Consider the following 18,006-nt stretch of genomic DNA (forward strand, 5'->3'; position numbering starts at 1 on the left):
AAACTTTTGATCTCCCGCGTGGAACCTACGGCAGCGGGCATATGAGCACGGAGAATCGATGAACCGCACAGCCAGTATCAAGGACGTGGCCAACCACGCAAGCGTGGCCGTGGGAACCGTATCCAACGTCCTGAACTATCCGGACCGGGTCTCGGATCGGACTAAGGAACGGGTGCTGCGCGCCATCGATGAACTGGGCTTTGTGCGCAATGACGCCGCCCGGCAACTTCGGGTGGGCCACAGCCGCACCATCGGGCTCATTGTCCTGGACGTCGGCAACCCCTTCTTCACCTCCGTGGTCCGCGCCGCCGAGGACGCCGCGGCACTGCAGGGCAGCGCCGTCCTGCTGGGCGACAGCGGCCACAATGCCAGCCGGGAGGCCAACTACATCGACCTCTTCCAGGAGCAGCGCGTCCAGGGCCTGCTGATTTCGCCGGTTGGTGACATCACGGACCGGCTGGACCTCCTCCGCGAGCGCGGAGTGCCCACGGTGCTGGTGGACCGACTGGCTGACGAGTCCAAATTCAGTTCCGTGGCGGTGGATGACGACGCCGGGGGGTACCTGGCCGCCCGGCACCTGCTGGACACCGGGCGCCGCCGGCTCGCCTTTGTTGGCGGCTCCACCTCCATCCGGCAAGTGGCGGACCGTCTCCAGGGGGCCCGGCGCGCCGTGGAGGAAGAGCCGGACGCCGCCCTCGAGGTGCTGGACGCGGAGGGGCAGACGGTCCTGGCGGGCCGCAGTGTGGGTGACATGCTGGTGGAGCGGGGCCGGGCCGGGTTGCCGGACGGAATTTTTTGCGCCAACGACCTCCTGGCCCTGGGCGTCATGCAGTCGCTCACCATGACCCACACATTCCGGATCCCCGAGGACGTGGCCCTGATCGGATATGACGACATCGATTTTGCAGTGTCGGCCGTGGTTCCCCTGTCCTCCATCCGCCAGCCCACCGCACTGCTGGGCCGGACGGCCATCGAGCTGCTGTCCGAGGAAGTGGAGTCCCAGAACCCCACCCACCGCTCAGTGGTGTTCACACCGGAGCTGGTAGTCCGGCAGAGCACGGCCACACCCCCTGCCGGCTGACCCTTCCGGCAGGGTTATTTCCCTGCCTGCTGCAGCCACTTCATGGACTCGGCGCGGGAGGTGAAGAAGCGGGTAGGGCAGGGCGGAATGTGGACGCCCAGGAAGAAGTTCGCGATGATCCGGTCCACCGGGCTTGAGCCCAGCAGTGCGATGCGGTTGGCCGCACAGGGGATGGAGAACACGGAACGCGCCTGGATGCTCACATTCTCAGTAGTGGCCATGTCCACCAGCATGGGATAGCTGTCGTCGCCGGCTATCCGGTTGACTGTCGCCATCGCGGCCTGCGCATCTTCGACTTCTATCCGGACGCTGGGTTCCCAAATAAGGTGAATGACGCCGTCTGCACGCAATTCCACCGTGCCCTTGCCGCCGTCGACCGTTATGGGCTCCATGACCCCGCCTCCCTCCAGTGGGCAGTTCCTGAACCCCTCCATCTTGCCCCAGCATGGCCAGTCCGGGGCGCACGCCGCTCCCCCACAACCAGGCGTACCCCAAGGCCGGCTTGACTAGTCAGCATGCTTACTATTAGGTTGGTCGACGTGCCCGTGGCCTGGATCACCAGCTCAAGGCCACGTGTCGCGGCCCGCGAGGGCTGCATATGAAAGTGAAAACTGCATTTGAAATAAACAGTTCCGCCGGGGTTCTCCATGGGGGCGGAGCCTCGGAGGATTCAGTGCGCCGCAACCCGGCGCTGAAAGGATTTACCGAAAATGCGTACCAAGGTCTCAGCTTCAGTAACCGCCCTTGCCCTCTCCGGCGCCATGCTCTTTGGCATGGCAGGCCCGGCGACGGCCGCGGCACCCGCGGCTCCTTCTGCCGCCTCCCAGTCGTCACAGGTTGCCAACGTGACGGGGACCATCAACCAGACCATCGACGGCGTAGGCAGCTTCGCCGGCTCGTTCACACCGTCCAACTTCAGCACTAAGGACGGCCAGCTCATGGTCACCGGTTTGCTGCAGGGCACCTTCACCGACCTTGCCGGGGCTACTCATTCCGTCGACCAGACAGTCACCACAACCGCTGCTGCTGCACCCACCACCATGGCCGGCGGCGGCGGGGCTGGCTGCGATGTCCTGAACCTGGTTCTCGGTCCCCTGCATCTGGACCTTTTGGGCCTCAAGGTCGACTTGAAGCAGGTGGTCCTGGATATCACCGCCCAGACCGGAGCGGGCAATCTGGTGGGCAACCTCCTGTGCGCCATCACCGGCCTCCTGGATGGCGGAAACGGCCTGAGTGGCCTGGCCAACCTGCTCAACCGCGTCCTGGGACTGTAGTTTCCCCAGCGCTTCAACAACCGAGTATTGACAAGAGCGGGCGGCCCTTCAAGGCCGCCCGCTTTTGCTCCTCTGAAGGTTCTACCCCTAGAGCCGCTCCACCACCAGGTTCCGGTAGGCAGCCCGGAGCGGCGCCATGTGGCGGAAGCCGATCCGGCCGCCGGCCAGCACCTTCCCCGAGGGATCCTGCCAGTCAAAGAGGAGCAGCCCGTTGATGGAAAATGCCACCCGGGCCCCGTCCTTCACCACTTCCAGCCGGTAGAAGCCGGCCGCGTCCTCAGTGGGCGGCAACGGGTCCGCGCCCTGCGCCACGAGCTCGAAGCCCGCACTCTTGCGCAGGTTGCAGGTCCGGAAGGCACGCTCTGATGGGTACTTGTGCCGGAAATAGGATACGTGCAGAGCGTCAATGTCGCCCGAGTGGTACTGGGGATAGTAGCCCGTCCGCGGTGCGAGGGCCGGGCTGAAAAGGTCCAGCCCGCCGTGCCCCGCGGATGCAAAAAACAGCATGGCCAGGCCCGGCTCCGCGAGCGGCAGGAAGTCCCAGCTGATGCGGATGCCGTCCGGGAACTCCACCGGGCACCAGAACGTCCAGTGTGCGTGGTCGCCGAATTCCTGGTCATCCAGTGCGCCGGAAAGTTCCAGGGCTCCTTCGTGGCTTCCCATCCTTACCGGTCCTTCGGCCACCCATCCGACCACGTCATCAGGGCCTGCCAGCGGGTTGCTGTAAAGGGTCCCCGTCTCCAGGCCTGTTGTGCCCACCTAGCCGCGTCCCGCCGTCGTACTTAACTCTCTGGTCCCGGGCCCTGCGCTGGAGCCGCCGTACCCCAGGGCGCCAAGCTGCCTGGCCACCTCACCGGCAACCAGTGCGGCGCCATGCTGGGAGAAATGAGTGTCGTCGGCCAGGCCCTCAGGCCAATGTGCGTGTTCCCCGGGGGCGAAGTGGCAAAAGAGCTCCCGGGACTTGTCCCGCCCCAGGCGGACGTACAGGTTCCGGGTCCAGTCGTTCAGGTCCATCACAGGGACCGCCAAGTCCCGGCCGAGTTCGCGGACCACCTCCGGATAGTCCTCCAGGCTTTCTTCCAGCAGAGCGTCCGACGCCGGGAGGTGGCTTGGGTGCCTGCCGGCCAGGAAGTGCCGCCGCTCCACGGAGGTGCACAGCACCGGCGCGGCGCCGGCAGCACGCACCTCCGCCACCATGGTGCGCAGGTTCGCCGCGTACCCGGTGCGGGCAGCGAGATGGTGCTTTTTCTGGTCGTTGTGGCCGAACTGGACCAGCACCACATCGGCCGGGCCTGCCTGGGCGATCAGGTCCGCCCACAACCCCTCATGGCGGAAGGATTCGGTACTTGCCCCGCCCTTGGCGAAGTTGTGCACAGCGCCCCACCGGTAGGTGAGCGGGGCGAGGTGTGCGCCCCAGCCGCTCATAGGGAACTCCTGCGTGGGGCAGTTGGCCACGGTGGAGTCTCCGGCCAGCAGAATTTTCATGCTCAGCCTTTCACCGAGCCGATGAGCATGCCCTTGGCGAAGTGCTTCTGCAGGAACGGATAGAAGATGAGGATGGGCAGGGTGGCCACCACGATCACGGCGAACTTGATGCCCTGTTCCGGCGGGATGTAATTGGGGTCCACGTTGCCGGTGCCCAGCAGGTCGGAGGCAGCGGTGACCTGGCGGAGGTACATCTGGAGGGTCCATTTGGAGTTGTCACTGAGATAGAGCAGGGGTGACATGAAGTCGTTCCAGATGCCCACGGCGTAGAACAGGGCGAACGTGGCCAGGACGGGCTTGGACAGCGGGAGCAGGATCCGCCAGAGGATCCCGATCTCCGTGGCACCGTCCATCTTGGCCGATTCCTCAAGCTCCGCGGGGAGTTCCTGGAAGAAGTTCTTGATGATGATCAGGCTGAACGGGTTGATGGCCGCGGGCAGGATCAGCGCCCAGTAGGAGTTGAGCAGGCCCAGGTCCTTGACCAGCAGGAAGGTGGGGATCATGCCGCCGGAGAACACCATGGCGAAAACCACCAGGGACAGGATGACGTTCCTGCCCCGCAGGGTCTTCTTAGCCAGCGGGTAGGCCATGGTCACTGTGAAGGCCAACTGGACCAGGGTGCCCACCGCGGTGACCAGGATGGTGGTCACCAGGGCCCGGACGAATGCCGGTGTGGCAAAAATGTATTCGTAGGAGCCCAGGGTGAACTGTTCCGGCCAGACGAAGAAGGCCCGGCGCGTGATTTCCGCTTCAGTGGCGAAGGACCCGGCGATCACGTAGACGAACGGCAGCAGCGTGATGATGCCGATCAGGGACAGGAAGGCATAGTTGACGGCGTCGAAGACCCGGCCGCCGCGGGTGTTGTGGATCTTCATTAGAACAGTCCGCTCTGGTTGAATCGCTTGGCCAGCCAGTTGGTGCCGAAGATCAGCACAATGCCCACCAGGGACTTGAACAGGCCCACCGCGGTGGAGTAGCTGTAGGCACCCTGGGTGATGCCCACGAAGTAGACGTAGGTGTCAAAGACGTCCGCCACTTCCCGGTTGAGGGCGTTGGTCATCAGGTAGATCTGTTCGAAGCCGGTGTTGAGCATCTGCCCGATGGCAAGGATCAGCATCACGATGATCGTGGACCGGATCGCCGGAAGGGTGATGTGCCAGACCCTGCGGAACCGGCCGGCGCCGTCAATGATCGCCGCCTCATACTGGTCCTGGTCCACGGTGGACAGCGCGGCCAGGAAGATGATGGTTCCCCAGCCCGTGTTCTTCCAGATCTCCTGCAGCACAATCAGCGGCCGGAACCAGGCAGGGTCGGACAGGAAATCGATGTTGGTGCCCATGACGGTGTTGAGCAGCTGGAACAGCGGGCCGATGTCCAGGGCGAACAGCAGAAAGCTCAGGGACGCCACGATGGTCCAGGACAGGAAATGCGGAATGTACACCAGCGTCTGGACCGTGCGCTTGAGGATGGACAACCGGACCTCGTTCAGCAGCAGCGCCAGGACGATGGTCAGCGGGAAGGCCACCCCCAGGTTCAGGAAGGCCAGGATCAGGGTATTGCCCAGCAGCCGGGGGAAGTCCGGGTTGGCGAAAAAGTCCTCGAAGTTACGGAACCCCACCCAGGGGCTGCCGTTCACGCCAAGGAACGGGACGTAATCCTTGAACGCGATGGACACCCCGTACATGGGGGCGTAGCGGAACACCGCGAAGTACACCACGCCCGGCAGGAGCAGCAGGTACAGCCACTTGTAGTGGGCGAAATGGACGGAGAACCTGCCCCCGGTCCGGGGAGCGGGCGGCTTCTTCCCCACCCGCTCCCCGGCGAGGGTGTCAATGACAGGGGCTGCCATTTACTTGCTGTCCTGCCAGAGCTTGTTGATCTCTTCCTTGACCTTGTTGCCGCCACTGGTGCCCCACAGCTTGATGGCGTCCTTGAGGCCCTGCTCGTCAATCTGGCCCGCCAGGTACTTGATGCGGGCATCGGCAACGATGTTGTCCAGCTGCGCGCCCTTGGCCACGTACGTTTCGGAGACGTAGGGTGCCGCCGGATTGTACACGGCGCTCTTGAGGTCCGCGGCCATCACTTCGGTGCGCTTGTCGAAGACCTGCTGCTCGTAGTCGGAGGGCTGCTTCACCGGGTAGAACTCGTTGCCGGCAACGTTCATGCCCAGCTGGGCGTAGCTCTTGATGTCCGTGGTGACGGCCTTGCCTTCGGCGGTCTCCGGCTTGATGGTGGCCGCTTTGCCGTTCTCCACTGTGAAGTTCACGCCCTCGATGCCGTTGTTCAGCAGGATGGCCACGTCCTTGCCGTTCATGGTGTTCAGGAACTGCAGGACCTTGTCCAGCTCAGCGTCGGTCTTGACGCTGGCCTTGGGAATGGCCAGGAAGCCGGAGTAGCCGTCGGTGGGGTGGGCGTGCAGTTCGCCGTCGGGTCCCTCGAGGTTGCCCACGAAGCCCACCTTGTTCTGGAAGTTGTTGGGGTCCGCCTGCTTGAACAGGTTGATGAGGACGCTCACCCGGGAATCGACGTCGACAATGATGCCGCCCTTGCCGTTGAAGAACGGCTCATTCCATTTGGTGCTGTCAAACGTGGCGAAGTCCGGGTTGATGAGTTTTTCGTCCACCATCTTCTTGATGAACCGGTCCGCTTCGAGGAATTCGTCGGTTTCGAAGCTGGGGATCAGCTTCCCGTCCTTCTCGGTCCAGCGGTTGCCGGCGCCGTACCACTCCTCGATCAGGTCGTAGGGGCTGTTGGTGCCCAACGCACCCCATTTGGGAATGGTGATGCCCCAGGTGTCGTTCTGGCCGTTGCCGTCAGGGTCCTGTTCGGTGAAGGCCTTGGCCACCTTGTACAGGTCTTCGGTGGTCTTGGGCGGCTGGAGCCCCAGCTTGTCCAGCCAGTCCTGCCGGAACATCACGGCTGCACGCATGGGGGCGCGGCCGCGGAACACACCATAGACCTTGCCGTTGACGCTGGCGTTCTTCTGGATGTCCGGGAAGGTTGTCTTGAGGTTGGGATACTTGTCCAGCTTGTCGGTCAGGTCCCAGAAGGCACCGGCCTGCGCGTTCTTCACGAATCCGGGAGTTTTGCCCTGGATCACCATGACCTGCGGGATGTCTGAACCCGCCAGCGTGATGTTGGTCTTGTCCTCGTAGGACGCATTGGGGGCCCAGTTGATCTTGACCTGCTTGCCGGTGAGTTCTTCCAGCTTCTTCTGGACGGCGCCGTCCGCGGCGGGCGGCTGTGCTTCGAGGAACGGGGCCATGATGGACACGGAGGTGAGGTCCGCGGCCGGGGTGTCACCCCCGCTGCAGGCGGTGAGGGTCAGGGCCGTGGCGGTGACGACGGCGGCGGCCAGGGACAGTTTTCTGCGGATCATATTTTTCCACTCCACTTCGTTGGGGTACTTGGGGCTGCCTGCCCCTTGGATTGAGACGTTTCATTTCATGCCGCCCGTTCAGGAGGTGCCCGCCGGGGGGGGTCAGGCGGTGGAAGCTCCATGAAGAGCGGGGTGGAGCGCAGGTTCCGCCGCCGCCACGGATTCGTCATTGGCGGCGAAGAAGCGGTCACACAACCAGCCCGTGAAGTACAACCAGGCTCCAACACTGAAGAACGGGATCAGGCCGGGCAGGCTACTGCTGGCATAAACCACAGCGGCGGTGACAAAGAGGAGGATGACCGTTCCCGCCAGGTGCCGCACCGCAAAACGGGAGGACATCAGCAGGTATTGCGATACGGGCAACTCATACCGCGCATACATGGGGAACACATAGCAGGCGGCCCCGGCCAGGAAGATCGCCGCAACAAATATGCCGGCCGCCATCAGCTGCGGAAAGAGGCCCGGGCCCCGGGAGAAGTAGTTCCAGTTCAGGACAAGGGCCGCCGCGACGCCCATCAGCGGCAGCGAAAGCATGTTCGCCCTGAAGAAGTTGTGGAAGTACGCGGTGGCGAAGCTTCGCAGCAGCGGAGCGCCGTCACCCGCCGCCCGTTTGCGCACCGCGATATGGGCGGCAGCGGTGGCCGGTCCCGCTCCGAAGACCCCAAGACCCAGGAGGGTAAAGGCGATCCACAGCAGGTTCAGTCCCGCGATCCAGATGAGGGTGTCAAAAAATGAGTAGGCACGCGCACTGAAGGTCCCGGACAGCATGGCGGGGCTCCCTTCTGTTCTCCATCGTTGCAGAGGTGAAGCGGAAAGTGTCCCGCATCACGCTGGTAATCGGTTTCTCGAAAATCTAGACCTCCTGCCACACGATGGTCAAGCGAAATTTTGAATCGTTACATAGCTGGACTCGGCAGGGTGGCATACCGCACACTTGTTGATGGAAAGCGCTTGCTGGGATGTGCGGGCGAGAAGATTCGGTGCCCGCGAAGCTGGTGCCAGGGCGGAATGGAGAACCATTGGGAACGGCAACGGAAGCGCCCGGCAGCGACGCCGGAACAGCGGCCACCCCGCAACCCGCTGCCCGGGTTGCTCTGGTGGGAGTACATGGCTTTGGCACCCACCACCTCCGGAACCTGGAGCGACTCCACGCCGCGGGCAGCGTTGAACTCGTTGCCGTCGCGGACCCGCAGCCGCCGGCACCCGGGACCGTCCCGCCGTCGGCCGCTGTCCACCCGGGACTGGACCACCTCCTGAAGGACACCCCGGACCTGGACCTGATCATCGTGGCCACGCCCATCCAGACCCATGCCCCGCTGGCCCTGGGCGCCTTGGCCACGGATGCGGAACTGTACCTGGAGAAGCCTCCGGTCGCTTCCCTGGCCGACTTCAACCGCCTCTGCGCGGCGGCATCGGCATCCGGCCGCGGGGTACAAGTCGGATTCCAGAGCCTCGGCTCGCACGCCCTGGAGGCCATCGAAGAACTGCTTGCCGCCGGCACCATCGGAACCCTGGAAGGCATCTCCGCCACCGGGCGCTGGGTCCGCGACAGGGCCTACTACAAACGCTCCCGCTGGGCCGGAAAACGGAGCATCAACGGCGTGGACGTGGTGGACGGTGTGGCCACCAACCCGCTGGCGCACGCCGTGGCAACTGCCTTGCGCATTGCCGGGGCGCGCACCACCGCGGACGTTGCGTCCGTGGAGACCGAACTGTACCGCGCCAATGACATCGAATCCGATGACACCTCCGTCATCCGGATCCGCACCGCGGCCGGGCTGCCCATTACGTGCGCCCTGACCATCTGCGCGTCGGAATCCGTGGAGCCCTACCTGACCCTGCAGGGCTCGGCCGGCACGGCGGTGTTCCACTACACCGAGGACCGGCTCACCATCGGGACTGGGTCCGGGCACACGGAGGAAACCTACGGCCGCGACGACCTGACGGAAAACCTGCTGGCCCACCGGGCGCATGGAGTTCCGCTCACCAGCAGCCTGGTGGACAGTGGAGCCTTCATGCTGGTTCTGGAGGCCGTCAGGACTGCACCGCTTCCTGCTCCCATCGATCCCGCACATGTCCGCTGGGAAGGCGAAGGCGACGCAGCACACGCCGTGGTGGTGGGCATTGAGGACGCCCTGGAGCGCGCGGGCCGGCAGCATGCCACTTTCAGCGAACTGGGCCTCCCCTGGGCTGCAGCCGCCCCGGTTGCCTTCGAGCTGCCTGCTTCCTGATGGCAGCGCAGGAGCCGGAAACCGGGCAACTCCACGCTTCCAACCTCCTGACGGACGGGCTTCAGTCCTGCCTGACCGCAGCCCCCTCCCCTGTGTTCAGCTGGCAGCTGGACCTGGACCACGACGCCGATCCCGCCCTTGCCCGGCAAACCGGCTATGAGCTTGAGGTCCAGGACTCACAGGGCACGGTCTTGTGGACGTCGGGGCCGGTGGCGTCATCCTGCCAGCGCGGCATTCCGTATGGCGGTTCCCCGCTTGGCGACGACGCCGATTACGCCTGGCGCGTGCGTATCCGGGACGGAGCCGGAGCCCCCGGTTCGTGGTCCGCCCTGCAGACCTTCAGCACCGGCCTCACGGACAGTTCCTGGCAGGCCGGCTGGATGGGCCGGACGCCGGGTGGACGTGCTCCGCTGGAACTACTTAACGACGCGCTCCGGGTGGCCGGATCCCCCTTCCTGCCAGTCCCCTGCCCCGGGCTCCGCAGCTTCCGGTTGGAGGCCCGGCTTCGCCCCATGATGGGCCGCGCGGGGCTGCTCCTGCGCAGCAGCGGCCCCGGAACCGGTCTGCTGCTGGAGCTGGGCGCCGACGGACAGGTATCGCTCCGTCTCGCTCCGGCTTGGGAGATCCCGGCCTCCGCCGCTCCGGAAACCCCGGTACTGGCGAGCGCCCACGCCCTGGGCGCTGCGTCCGGCGCGTGGCGGGACCTTGCGGTCAGCGACGACGGCAGGACCATTCGGGTGGCTGTCGACGGCCTGGAACTGCTGGCCGTTGATGAGCCGCTTGAACAGTCCGTGGGCCAAGTCGCCGCGGGCACTATCGCCCTGCACCAGGGCCCGCGAAGCCAGGCCGAGTACGCCTCGCTGCGAATCGCGGGCACCACAGAAGGGAAACCCGGCGAACGGGAAGAACTCCTGTTAGACCACCGCTTCGATGCCGGCAGTGAACTGGCCCTGGCCTGCCTGGCACGCTGGTCCCGGACCACGGCACACCGCCAGCCCGATGAGTGGACCCTGTTCCGGACCACCCTGAACCTCACGGGGACGGTGCGGCGGGCCCGGCTCTACGCCGCAGCCCACCACCACGCCCAGCTCTCCGTCGCGGGGACACCCTGCCTCAGCACCACCTCGTTCGGCTACCCCGGCGAAGGCTATTACGACGCCGCCGACCTCACGGAGGTCCTTACTCAACACCCCGCGGACACGCCCGTGCCGGTGACAGCCCTGCTTCACTGGTACGGCCCGGGCCAGGGCCGCGCTGCCAGCATCCCGGGCCTCCTGGTCCGGCTCACCGTGGACTACGACGACGGGCGCCGCGAGGTCCTCACGTCCGGCCCGGGCTGGACCGCCGGCGAAGCCCCGTACCGCCAGTCGGGCTACCGCAACGATGAGGGCGATCCGGTGGAGCACCTGGACGGGGAAGCTGCGGCGTCCCTTAGCGCCGCCGTTGACCTGCCGGCCGCCATCACCTCAGGCCGCCACCCGTCGTCGGACTTTCCCCGGCTGCACCCCCGCAGGACCTTCCTTGCCGGCCGGTTCGTGGCGCCGCAGCAGTTCCTGACCGCCGTCGATGGCACCATGGTGGCGGACTTCGGCCAGGTGGTCCCCGCGAGGCCCGAAATAGATTTTCTGGCTGGCGCGCCAGGGCGCACCGTCATGCTCCGTGCCGGCTACGCGCTGGGTCCCGACGGCAGGGTGGACGCCGGGAAGACCGCCAGCCAGAACACCGACATGTCCTTTCCCTACACCCAAACCTCAGGGCCGCAGCAGTACCGGGCGTCGGTGCACCTGGGCTTCCGTTACCTGGAGCTCCCCGGCGTGGACGCCGCGGAGGTCTCACGCATCGGCGCCGCCAGTGTCCACGCCAGCCATCCCGGCGAGGGCAGCTTCAGCAGCTCGGACCCGGTGTTGGACTCCGTGTTCGGGCTGCTCCGCGATTCTGCGCTGTATGGCGTGCAGGAGCAGTTCGTGGATACCCCCACCCGCGAAAAGGGCCAGTTCCTGGCCGACGCCGCCAACATCTCCTATGCCACCATGGCGCTGTTCGGCGAACACGCCTTCACGGCGCAGGCGCTGCGGGAGTTCGCATGGTCCGCCCGCCGTTACTGGAATGCCGGGGAGGAGAAGGGGCGCTATAACGCCGTCTATCCAAACGGCGACGGCAAGCGCGATATCCCCGATTTTTCCCTGATGCTGCCGGAGTGGGCCGAGGAGTACCACCTCCGCACGGGTGATCTTGCCCTGGTCCGGGAGCTGCTGCCGCACCTGCGCGACACAGCTGACTACGCCCTGCGCTATATACCAGCAGAAGGCCCGACGGCGGGACTGGTCACCAACCTGGGCGGCGGCTCCGGCCCCTACCTGCACGGCATCGTGGACTGGCCGGCGCCCGGCCGGTTCGGCTACGACATGGAGTGCGCGGCCAAAACCACTGTCAATGCCCAGGCCTACTCGGCGCTGGTGTCCACGGCCCGGGTCTGCGGGGCGGCAGGTGAGGAGGACGCGGCGGCCCGCTACGCCGCTGCTGCCCGTGCCCTGGCAACTGCCGTCCGCACCCGTTTCCGGGTCAACGGAGTCATGGTGGACGGGCTGCAGGCAGACGGGACGCCCAGCTCCCACGCCTCCCAGCACGCCACCTCCTTCCCGCTGTCGCTGGGCATCACTGAGCCAACGTACGCCGCTACGGACGCCGCCCGGATCGCCGGGATGGGCATGCGGCAGGGCCCCATGACCGTGCACCGGCTGGTCCGGGCGTTGGTGGGCCAAGGGATGACGGATGGCGTGCTGGACCTGCTGACGAACAAGGATCAGCCCGGCTGGGCGCAGCTCCTGGACCGCGGCGCCACCTTCACCTGGGAGGCGTGGGACCTGGCGGACGGCAGCGACTACAGCCAGTCGCACGCCTGGTCCGCAGCGGTGCTCAAGGAGATCCTGGAGCACCTGCTCGGAGTCCGCTTCAGCGTGCCGGGCGGGAACGGGGTGGTGATCGAGCCGCCGCTGTGCCGGCTGGAGCACGTCCGCGGCAGCGTCCCGGTGGGCAACGGGTATGTGCAGGCCGCTTGGCGGCGCCGCGGCGGACAGGTGGAACTGGAGTGCACCATTCCACCTGGCGTTACAGCCACCGTCCGGCTGCCCGCCGGCACGTACGGCGTCAAGGGGCCCGGTGCGGATGCCGCCGTCGTGCCTTCCGCTGCAGGTGACCGTCAGGCGGACGGGGCCGCCCGGGACTTCCGGGTGCACACCGGAACCTGGACCTTCACGCCCGCCTAAGCCTCCGTTGGCGCAGAATCCCGCTGCCGCCGCCCGTGCCACCAGAGCAGCAGGCCCACCACGGCCGCGGAGAGCATACCAAGGCCGCCGGTGACCACCAGGCCGGTGCGGACGCCGAACTGTTCGGTCAGCCAGCCCGCCAGGAGTCCCCCGCAGGCGTGCCCGCCCAGCAGGAGCGGAAGGTACAGCGCCATGACGCGGCCGCGAATGGCTGGCCCCGCCTCCAGCTGGACAGCTGTGGCGGCGCTGGTCAGGAACAAGAGCGTCATGATGCCCACCACCACCAGCATGCCCACGAACAGCACCAAGTTGGGCATGAGGGCGGCCACCAGCTGCGACAGCCCGAAGAGACCTGCCGCAGCCACGATGCCGCGGCGGCCCATGTTCCCCAGCCGGGCCGCAAGGAGCGCGCCTGCCAGCGCCCCGAGGGCACTGACGGTGTTGAACAGCCCGAAGCCTTCCACACCGTTGTGCCACACCCGTTCGGCGAAGGCGGCGAGGACCACGGGCCCGTTCATGCCGAAGGCACCCAGCAGCCCCGCCAGCAGGATGAGGAGAAGCAGCCGCGGCCGTTCCCGAACGTACCGGAAACCGGCCAGTACCTGCCCGCGCCCCCGCTCCGCCGGTACACCCGGATGCAGCTCCCGGCCACGGATGGCGGCGATCATGCCCAGCACCAGCACGCCGATCAGCGCGTTTGAAGCGAAGGCCGCCGCCGGGCCCGCCTGTGCGATCAGGATGCCGCCCAGTGCCGGGCCGGCCATTGCGCCCAGCTGGGACAGCGCGTTGTTGAGTCCGATGGCGGGCCGCAGGCCGGCGTCGCCCACCACTTCATTGACGAAGACCTGCCGGGTGGGCTGGTCCACCGCTGCCGTAATGCCCAGGGCAATGCAGCTGGCGTAGACCACCCATACGGTGATGGTGCCGCTCGCGGCCCACGCGGCCAGCCCCACACCGAGGAGCACAATGATTGACTGGCACACCATCATGATGCGGCGCTTGGGGAAGATGTCCACCACCAGTCCCGCGAGCGGCCCCACCACCAGCATGGGCAGGAATTGGAGGGCGACGGCGGCACCCACCGCGGCGGGGCTTCCGGTCAGCTGCAGCACCAGCCAGTCCTGGGCCAGGCGCTGCATCCAGACACCAAGGCTGCCGGCCAGCTGCATGGCCAGGAACAGGCGGTAGTTGTGCTGCTTTAAGGGGTGGTACCAGCGGGGCTGGCTGATCCCGGGACGGGCGGCCGGAGCCGAACGGGTGCGGCGGGAAGGCACAGTCAGTTGCGGTGGCGGTGGGAGCGCAGCTTCACTGCGGCTGCGGCCAGGATCAGGGTGCCGGGAACCACCACGAAAAGTGCGGCGAGCATCCAGACGAACACCACGGCACCGAACAGCGCGGCGGCGATCAGCAGGGAGCCGGTCCAGTCGCGCAGCGAGATTGCCTGGCCGGCGTGGAGGGCCCGGCGCCACGTGTCCTTGCCGGTGCTTCCGGTGCAGGAGGAATCAGACCATGCGGATGCCGTGCGGAGCAGCAGGATGGCTGCGCCGGCGGCAAGCAGCAGCGTGGCGGGAAGGACCACGCCACGGCCAGGCAACTGGCCCACCCACGCGAGCAGCAGGTTGAGGACAATCACGACGGCGGCTGCCGCCGTCATGAGCCCCAGTTTCCAGCTGCCGGGCAGGGCAGCCTTGAACAGGCCCCAGAGGCCGCGGACCGAATCGTCCCGGCCGTTCAGGTGCCGCTCAAGGTGGGCGGTACCGGCGGCGTAGGCGGCGGGAATGGTGACCAGCGGGATGGACAGCACCAGCACCAGCACCCCCGCCAGGAGGGTTTCGGAGAACAGGGCGAACCGGTTCACCGGGATGGGCTCGTGGCTGGATGCGGGCGTGGTGCTGTCCATGGTGCTCATTTTCTGTCTCGTTTCCGCTAGCCCTTGAGGCCCTGGGTGGAGACGCCTTCAACAATGTACCGCTGGAAGATCAGGAAGAAGATCAGCACCGGCAGCAGGGCCAGGACGGACATGGCAATCATGGCGCCGTAGTCCGAGGACTGGGTCTGGTCCACGAAGAGCCGCAGTGCCAGCGGCAGCGGGTACTTGTCCGGGGTGTTCAGGTACAGCAGCGGACCCAGGAAGTCGTTCCAGCTCCAGATGAAGGAGAAGATCGACGTGGAGATCAGGGCCGGCTTCATCAGCGGCAGCATGATGGAGCCGAAAATCCGTGCGTGTCCTGCGCCGTCGATCCTTGCCGCCTCATCCAGTTCAGCGGGCAGGCCGCGCATGAACTGGACCATGAGGAAGACGAAGAACGCATCCGCGGCCAGGAACTTGCCGATCAGCAGCGGCACATAGGTGTCCACCAGGCCCAACTGCTGGAACACGATGTACTGCGGGATGATCACCACGTGGAAGGGCAGCAGCAGGGTGGCGATCATCATGCCGAAGAAGACGCTGCGGCCGGGGAAGTTGATCCGGGCGAATGCGTACGCCGACACACTTGCCGAGAGGACGGTCCCCACCACCGCACCGATGGCCAGGATCAGCGAGTTGGTGAAGAACTGCAGGGTGGACACCCCGCCGATCCCGTCCATCGCCGTGACGAAGTTGTCGAAGCTGAAGTTGTTGGACCACAGCGACGTGTTCTGGCCGCCGATTTCCGCGTTGGGCTTGAAGGACGAGGCAATCATCCACAGACCGGGGTAGAGCACGATGCCGGTCAGGATCAAGGCCACGAGGTGGAAGATGACGCTCTTGGCCCGCTTGGTCCCGGTGGATTCGGATTTCGGGTTGTAGGCCTGGGCCGCGGTGTCCGGGGCGGACTGGGTTGGCGTTGCCATGGTTGTCATTTTGCATCACCGCTGTAGTGGACCCAGGACTTGGACGTGCGGAAGAAGATCAGCGTGATGATGCCGACCACGATCACCAGCAGCCAGGCCATGGCCGAGGCGTAGCCCATCCGGAAATCGCTGAAGCCCCGCAGGTACAGGTAGAGGGTGTAGAAGAGGGTGGAGCCGGCGGGGCCGCCTTCACCGTTGGAAATAATGTAGGCCGATGCGAAGATCTGGAATGCGTGGATGGTCTCCATCAGCAGGTTGAAGAAGATCACCGGGGAGAGCATGGGCCAGGTGATGTTGAAGAACTTCCGCACCGGGCCGGCGCCGTCCATCGAGGCTGCCTCATAGAGATCAACGGGGATCTGCTTGAGGCCGGCCAGGAAGATCACCATCGGGGCACCGAACTGCCACACCGTCAGCAGGATGAACATCGGCATGGTCATTGCGGGGTTGCCCACCCAGCCGCCCAGGTTGATCCCGAAGAAGGACAGGCCCTGGTCCACCGGGCCGCTGTCGCCGAACATCGCTTTCCAGACGATGGCGATGGAGACGGATGCACCGATCAGCGACGGGGCGTAGAAGGCGGAGCGGTAGAAGCCCTGGCCACGGCGCTTGCTGTTCAGCAGCATGGCCACCGCCAGCGCCGCCGCGAGTTTCAGCGGCGTACCGAACACCACGTAGCCCACGGTCACGCCAACGGACTGCAGGAAGCGCTCGTCCTGGAACAGGGTGGTGTAGTTGTCCAGGCCGATCCACTTTGGCGGCTCGAACAGGTTGTAGTTGGTGAAGGACAGGTAGAGCGAGGAGATCATTGGCCCAACCGTGAGGGCAATGAATCCCAGCAGCCAGGGCAGCAGGAAGGTGTAGCCGGCACGGGCATCCGCGCCCCGCCGCCGCGACTTGCGCGGCAGCGGGGATCCGGACGACGCCGAACGCCTGCTCAGGGTTGGGCTTTGAGTCACGAGGTCATTCCGTCAGTCGTGAACGCTTGATGAGGCAATGTGCCTGATCAGCCGTTCTGCTTGATGAGGTCTTCGGCTTCCTTGAACCAGGCATCGGTGGCACCGTCGATGGTGAGCTTGCCGTAGTTCAGGTCCGAGGCGATGCGCTTGAAGGAGGCTTCGAGCGTGCCGAAACCGACGATGGGCGGCTCAGGGGCGTCCTTGAGGTACTTTTCAATGGACTTTTCGTAATCCACCACCAGCTTGTCCGTGCCTTCGAACGTGGTGCCGTCACGCTGGGTCTTGGAGGCGGGGACGCCGCGGGAGGTCTTGAAAATCTGGCCCACCTCCGGGTCGTTGACCATAAAGTCAATGAACCGGGCAGCAGCGTCCTTGTACTTGGTCTTCGCACTGGCCACCATCAGCATGGAAGGCTTGAGGAACAGGCCAAGATTGTTCGGATCGTCGGACGGAACCGGCACCAGCTTGAGTTCCTTGGCGCCGCTGTCGCCCAGGTAGCCGGCCATGAAGTTGTCCCAGGTGACTTCCGTGGCAGTGGCGTTGGAGCCGAACGGCGACTTCGGAGCCAGCTGCGTCACGCGGTCCTCGGGAATGATGGCACCTGTACCCCGCAGGTTCGCGGGAAGGTTCCACCACTTCTTCAGGTCGTCCTTGCTGAAGCCCAGCTTGCCGTCAGAGGTGAAGGCCTCGATCTTGTTCTGGCGCAGCCAGATGTTGAACATCCACCAGACGCCGGTGTAGTCGGTGCCGCCGTAGAGGGCGCCGTTGCTCTTGGTTCCCACCTGGGTAAGGAAGTCGTTGAATTCCTTGTAGGTCCATTTGCCGGTCGGCTCCGCGATGCCCAACGGGGCCAGCTTTGCGGGGTCATAGTAAACGGCGAAGGCGTTGGTGCTGGTGGGGATGCCGTAGGTCTTGCCCTTGATCTGGCCCGACGGCAGGAGGGACTTGTCAAAGGCGGATGTATCGATCTTGACGGTGCTGAGGTCCAGGAGCTGGTTGCGCTGGCCGTAGTCGCGCAGGTAGGACAGGTCCCACTGCATGACGTCCGGCAGGCCACCGCCGGCAGCCTCGGTGGCACGCTTCTGCCAGTAGCCGGCGAAGTCGGTGAAGTTGCCGTTGACCTTGATGTCCGGGTTCTTGGATTCGAACAGCTCGATGGCCTTGCGGGTGCGCGTCGCGCGGTCGTCGTTGCCCCACCAGGTGTAGTTGATGGTGACGGGTTTCTCAGCGGATCCGGTCTGGCCGGAAGAGCTGGATCCGTTGCCGCACGCCGACAGCGCTGCGGCGGATGCGGTGCCGATGGCCACGGTAGTGAGGAAATGCCTTCTGTTGATCACGGGAGCCTCCTTGCTCGATGAGTGCTTTGCCATTTCTCGGCCTACAACGTGAGTAGTGAGCTGGCTTACACGGCTTCTGAAACGATACAATATCTTCATTCCCGAAATTGGGCAAGCGTTTTCCAAAGGTCTGATGTCAGATCGGGTTTTCGCCCCAAA

16 protein-coding genes are annotated in these 18,006 nt (G+C 65.5%); 4 read left to right on the forward strand and 12 right to left on the reverse strand.

Annotated elements, in window-relative coordinates; translation table 11 throughout:
- Positions 1–58: 58 nt before the first annotated feature.
- A complete protein-coding gene (locus FBY36_RS05075; RefSeq protein ID WP_142117615.1) occupies positions 59–1,081 on the forward strand; it encodes a LacI family DNA-binding transcriptional regulator in 1,023 nt (340 codons plus the stop codon).
- A gap of 14 nt (positions 1,082–1,095) precedes the next feature.
- Here the strand turns inward: FBY36_RS05075 and FBY36_RS05080 are convergent, their stop codons facing one another.
- Positions 1,096–1,473: a DUF7793 family protein gene (locus FBY36_RS05080; protein ID WP_142117616.1), complete on the reverse strand. Its 378-nt coding sequence runs from the start codon at positions 1,471–1,473 to the stop codon at positions 1,096–1,098.
- Positions 1,474–1,791: 318 nt separating this feature from the next.
- On the opposite strand from FBY36_RS05080, the gene FBY36_RS05085 reads away from it, so the two are divergent.
- Positions 1,792–2,355 (forward strand): ABC transporter substrate-binding protein, encoded by a 564-nt coding sequence (locus FBY36_RS05085; RefSeq protein WP_142117617.1) that lies wholly within the window; start codon positions 1,792–1,794, stop codon positions 2,353–2,355.
- An 87-nt stretch (positions 2,356–2,442) separates the two neighbouring features.
- Here the strand turns inward: FBY36_RS05085 and FBY36_RS05090 are convergent, their stop codons facing one another.
- The 6 genes from FBY36_RS05090 to FBY36_RS05115 form a co-directional block, all read right to left on the reverse strand.
- The gene (locus FBY36_RS05090) at positions 2,443–3,114 is read right to left on the reverse strand and encodes a DUF1961 family protein (RefSeq protein ID WP_142117618.1); all 672 of its coding nucleotides are present in this window, start codon (positions 3,112–3,114) and stop codon (positions 2,443–2,445) included.
- Positions 3,115–3,840, reverse strand: coding sequence for a rhamnogalacturonan acetylesterase (locus tag FBY36_RS05095; RefSeq protein WP_142117619.1), 726 nt, complete (start codon positions 3,838–3,840; stop codon positions 3,115–3,117). It abuts the gene before it with no gap.
- Between the two features lie 2 nt (positions 3,841–3,842).
- Positions 3,843–4,715 (reverse strand): carbohydrate ABC transporter permease, encoded by an 873-nt coding sequence (locus FBY36_RS05100; protein WP_142117620.1) that lies wholly within the window; start codon positions 4,713–4,715, stop codon positions 3,843–3,845.
- Positions 4,715–5,689 carry an ABC transporter permease gene (locus FBY36_RS05105; protein WP_142117621.1) on the reverse strand — a complete coding sequence of 325 codons (975 nt, stop codon included), beginning with the start codon at positions 5,687–5,689 and terminating at the stop codon, positions 4,715–4,717. Before FBY36_RS05105 ends, FBY36_RS05100 begins: the two co-directional genes overlap by 1 nt.
- A complete protein-coding gene (locus FBY36_RS05110; protein WP_142117622.1) occupies positions 5,690–7,219 on the reverse strand; it encodes an extracellular solute-binding protein in 1,530 nt (509 codons plus the stop codon). It lies immediately after the preceding gene.
- A 102-nt stretch (positions 7,220–7,321) separates the two neighbouring features.
- Positions 7,322–7,987 carry a YesL family protein gene (locus FBY36_RS05115; protein WP_142117623.1) on the reverse strand — a complete coding sequence of 222 codons (666 nt, stop codon included), beginning with the start codon at positions 7,985–7,987 and terminating at the stop codon, positions 7,322–7,324.
- A 251-nt stretch (positions 7,988–8,238) separates the two neighbouring features.
- Between FBY36_RS05115 and FBY36_RS05120 the strand changes: the two genes are divergently transcribed.
- Entirely contained in the window at positions 8,239–9,450 is a 1,212-nt protein-coding gene (locus FBY36_RS05120) for a Gfo/Idh/MocA family protein (protein WP_142117624.1), read from the forward strand.
- The gene (locus tag FBY36_RS05125; protein ID WP_142117625.1) at positions 9,450–12,716 is read left to right on the forward strand and encodes a family 78 glycoside hydrolase catalytic domain; all 3,267 of its coding nucleotides are present in this window, start codon (positions 9,450–9,452) and stop codon (positions 12,714–12,716) included. Before FBY36_RS05120 ends, FBY36_RS05125 begins: the two co-directional genes overlap by 1 nt.
- On the opposite strand, the gene FBY36_RS05130 is transcribed toward FBY36_RS05125, so the two are convergent.
- Genes FBY36_RS05130 through FBY36_RS05150 form a run of 5 tightly spaced genes read right to left on the reverse strand, consistent with a single transcriptional unit; the run spans position 12,713 to position 17,847 of the window.
- Positions 12,713–13,990, reverse strand: coding sequence for an MFS transporter (locus FBY36_RS05130; RefSeq protein ID WP_142117626.1), 1,278 nt, complete (start codon positions 13,988–13,990; stop codon positions 12,713–12,715). The genes FBY36_RS05125 and FBY36_RS05130 overlap by 4 nt on opposite strands.
- Positions 13,991–13,992: 2 nt before the next feature.
- Complete coding sequence (locus tag FBY36_RS05135; protein WP_142117627.1) at positions 13,993–14,625, reverse strand: Poxvirus protein I5; 633 nt, start codon at positions 14,623–14,625, stop codon at positions 13,993–13,995.
- A gap of 17 nt (positions 14,626–14,642) precedes the next feature.
- Positions 14,643–15,560: a carbohydrate ABC transporter permease gene (locus FBY36_RS05140; protein ID WP_142117628.1), complete on the reverse strand. Its 918-nt coding sequence runs from the start codon at positions 15,558–15,560 to the stop codon at positions 14,643–14,645.
- The gene (locus FBY36_RS05145; protein ID WP_142028977.1) at positions 15,557–16,510 is read right to left on the reverse strand and encodes a carbohydrate ABC transporter permease; all 954 of its coding nucleotides are present in this window, start codon (positions 16,508–16,510) and stop codon (positions 15,557–15,559) included. The genes FBY36_RS05140 and FBY36_RS05145 overlap by 4 nt, the downstream gene beginning before the upstream one ends.
- A gap of 47 nt (positions 16,511–16,557) precedes the next feature.
- Positions 16,558–17,847 (reverse strand): ABC transporter substrate-binding protein, encoded by a 1,290-nt coding sequence (locus FBY36_RS05150; RefSeq protein WP_142028978.1) that lies wholly within the window; start codon positions 17,845–17,847, stop codon positions 16,558–16,560.
- Positions 17,848–18,006: the final 159 nt, after the last annotated feature.

Source organism: Arthrobacter sp. SLBN-122 (genome assembly GCF_006715165.1).
Taxonomy (GTDB): Bacteria; Actinomycetota; Actinomycetes; order Actinomycetales; family Micrococcaceae; genus Arthrobacter.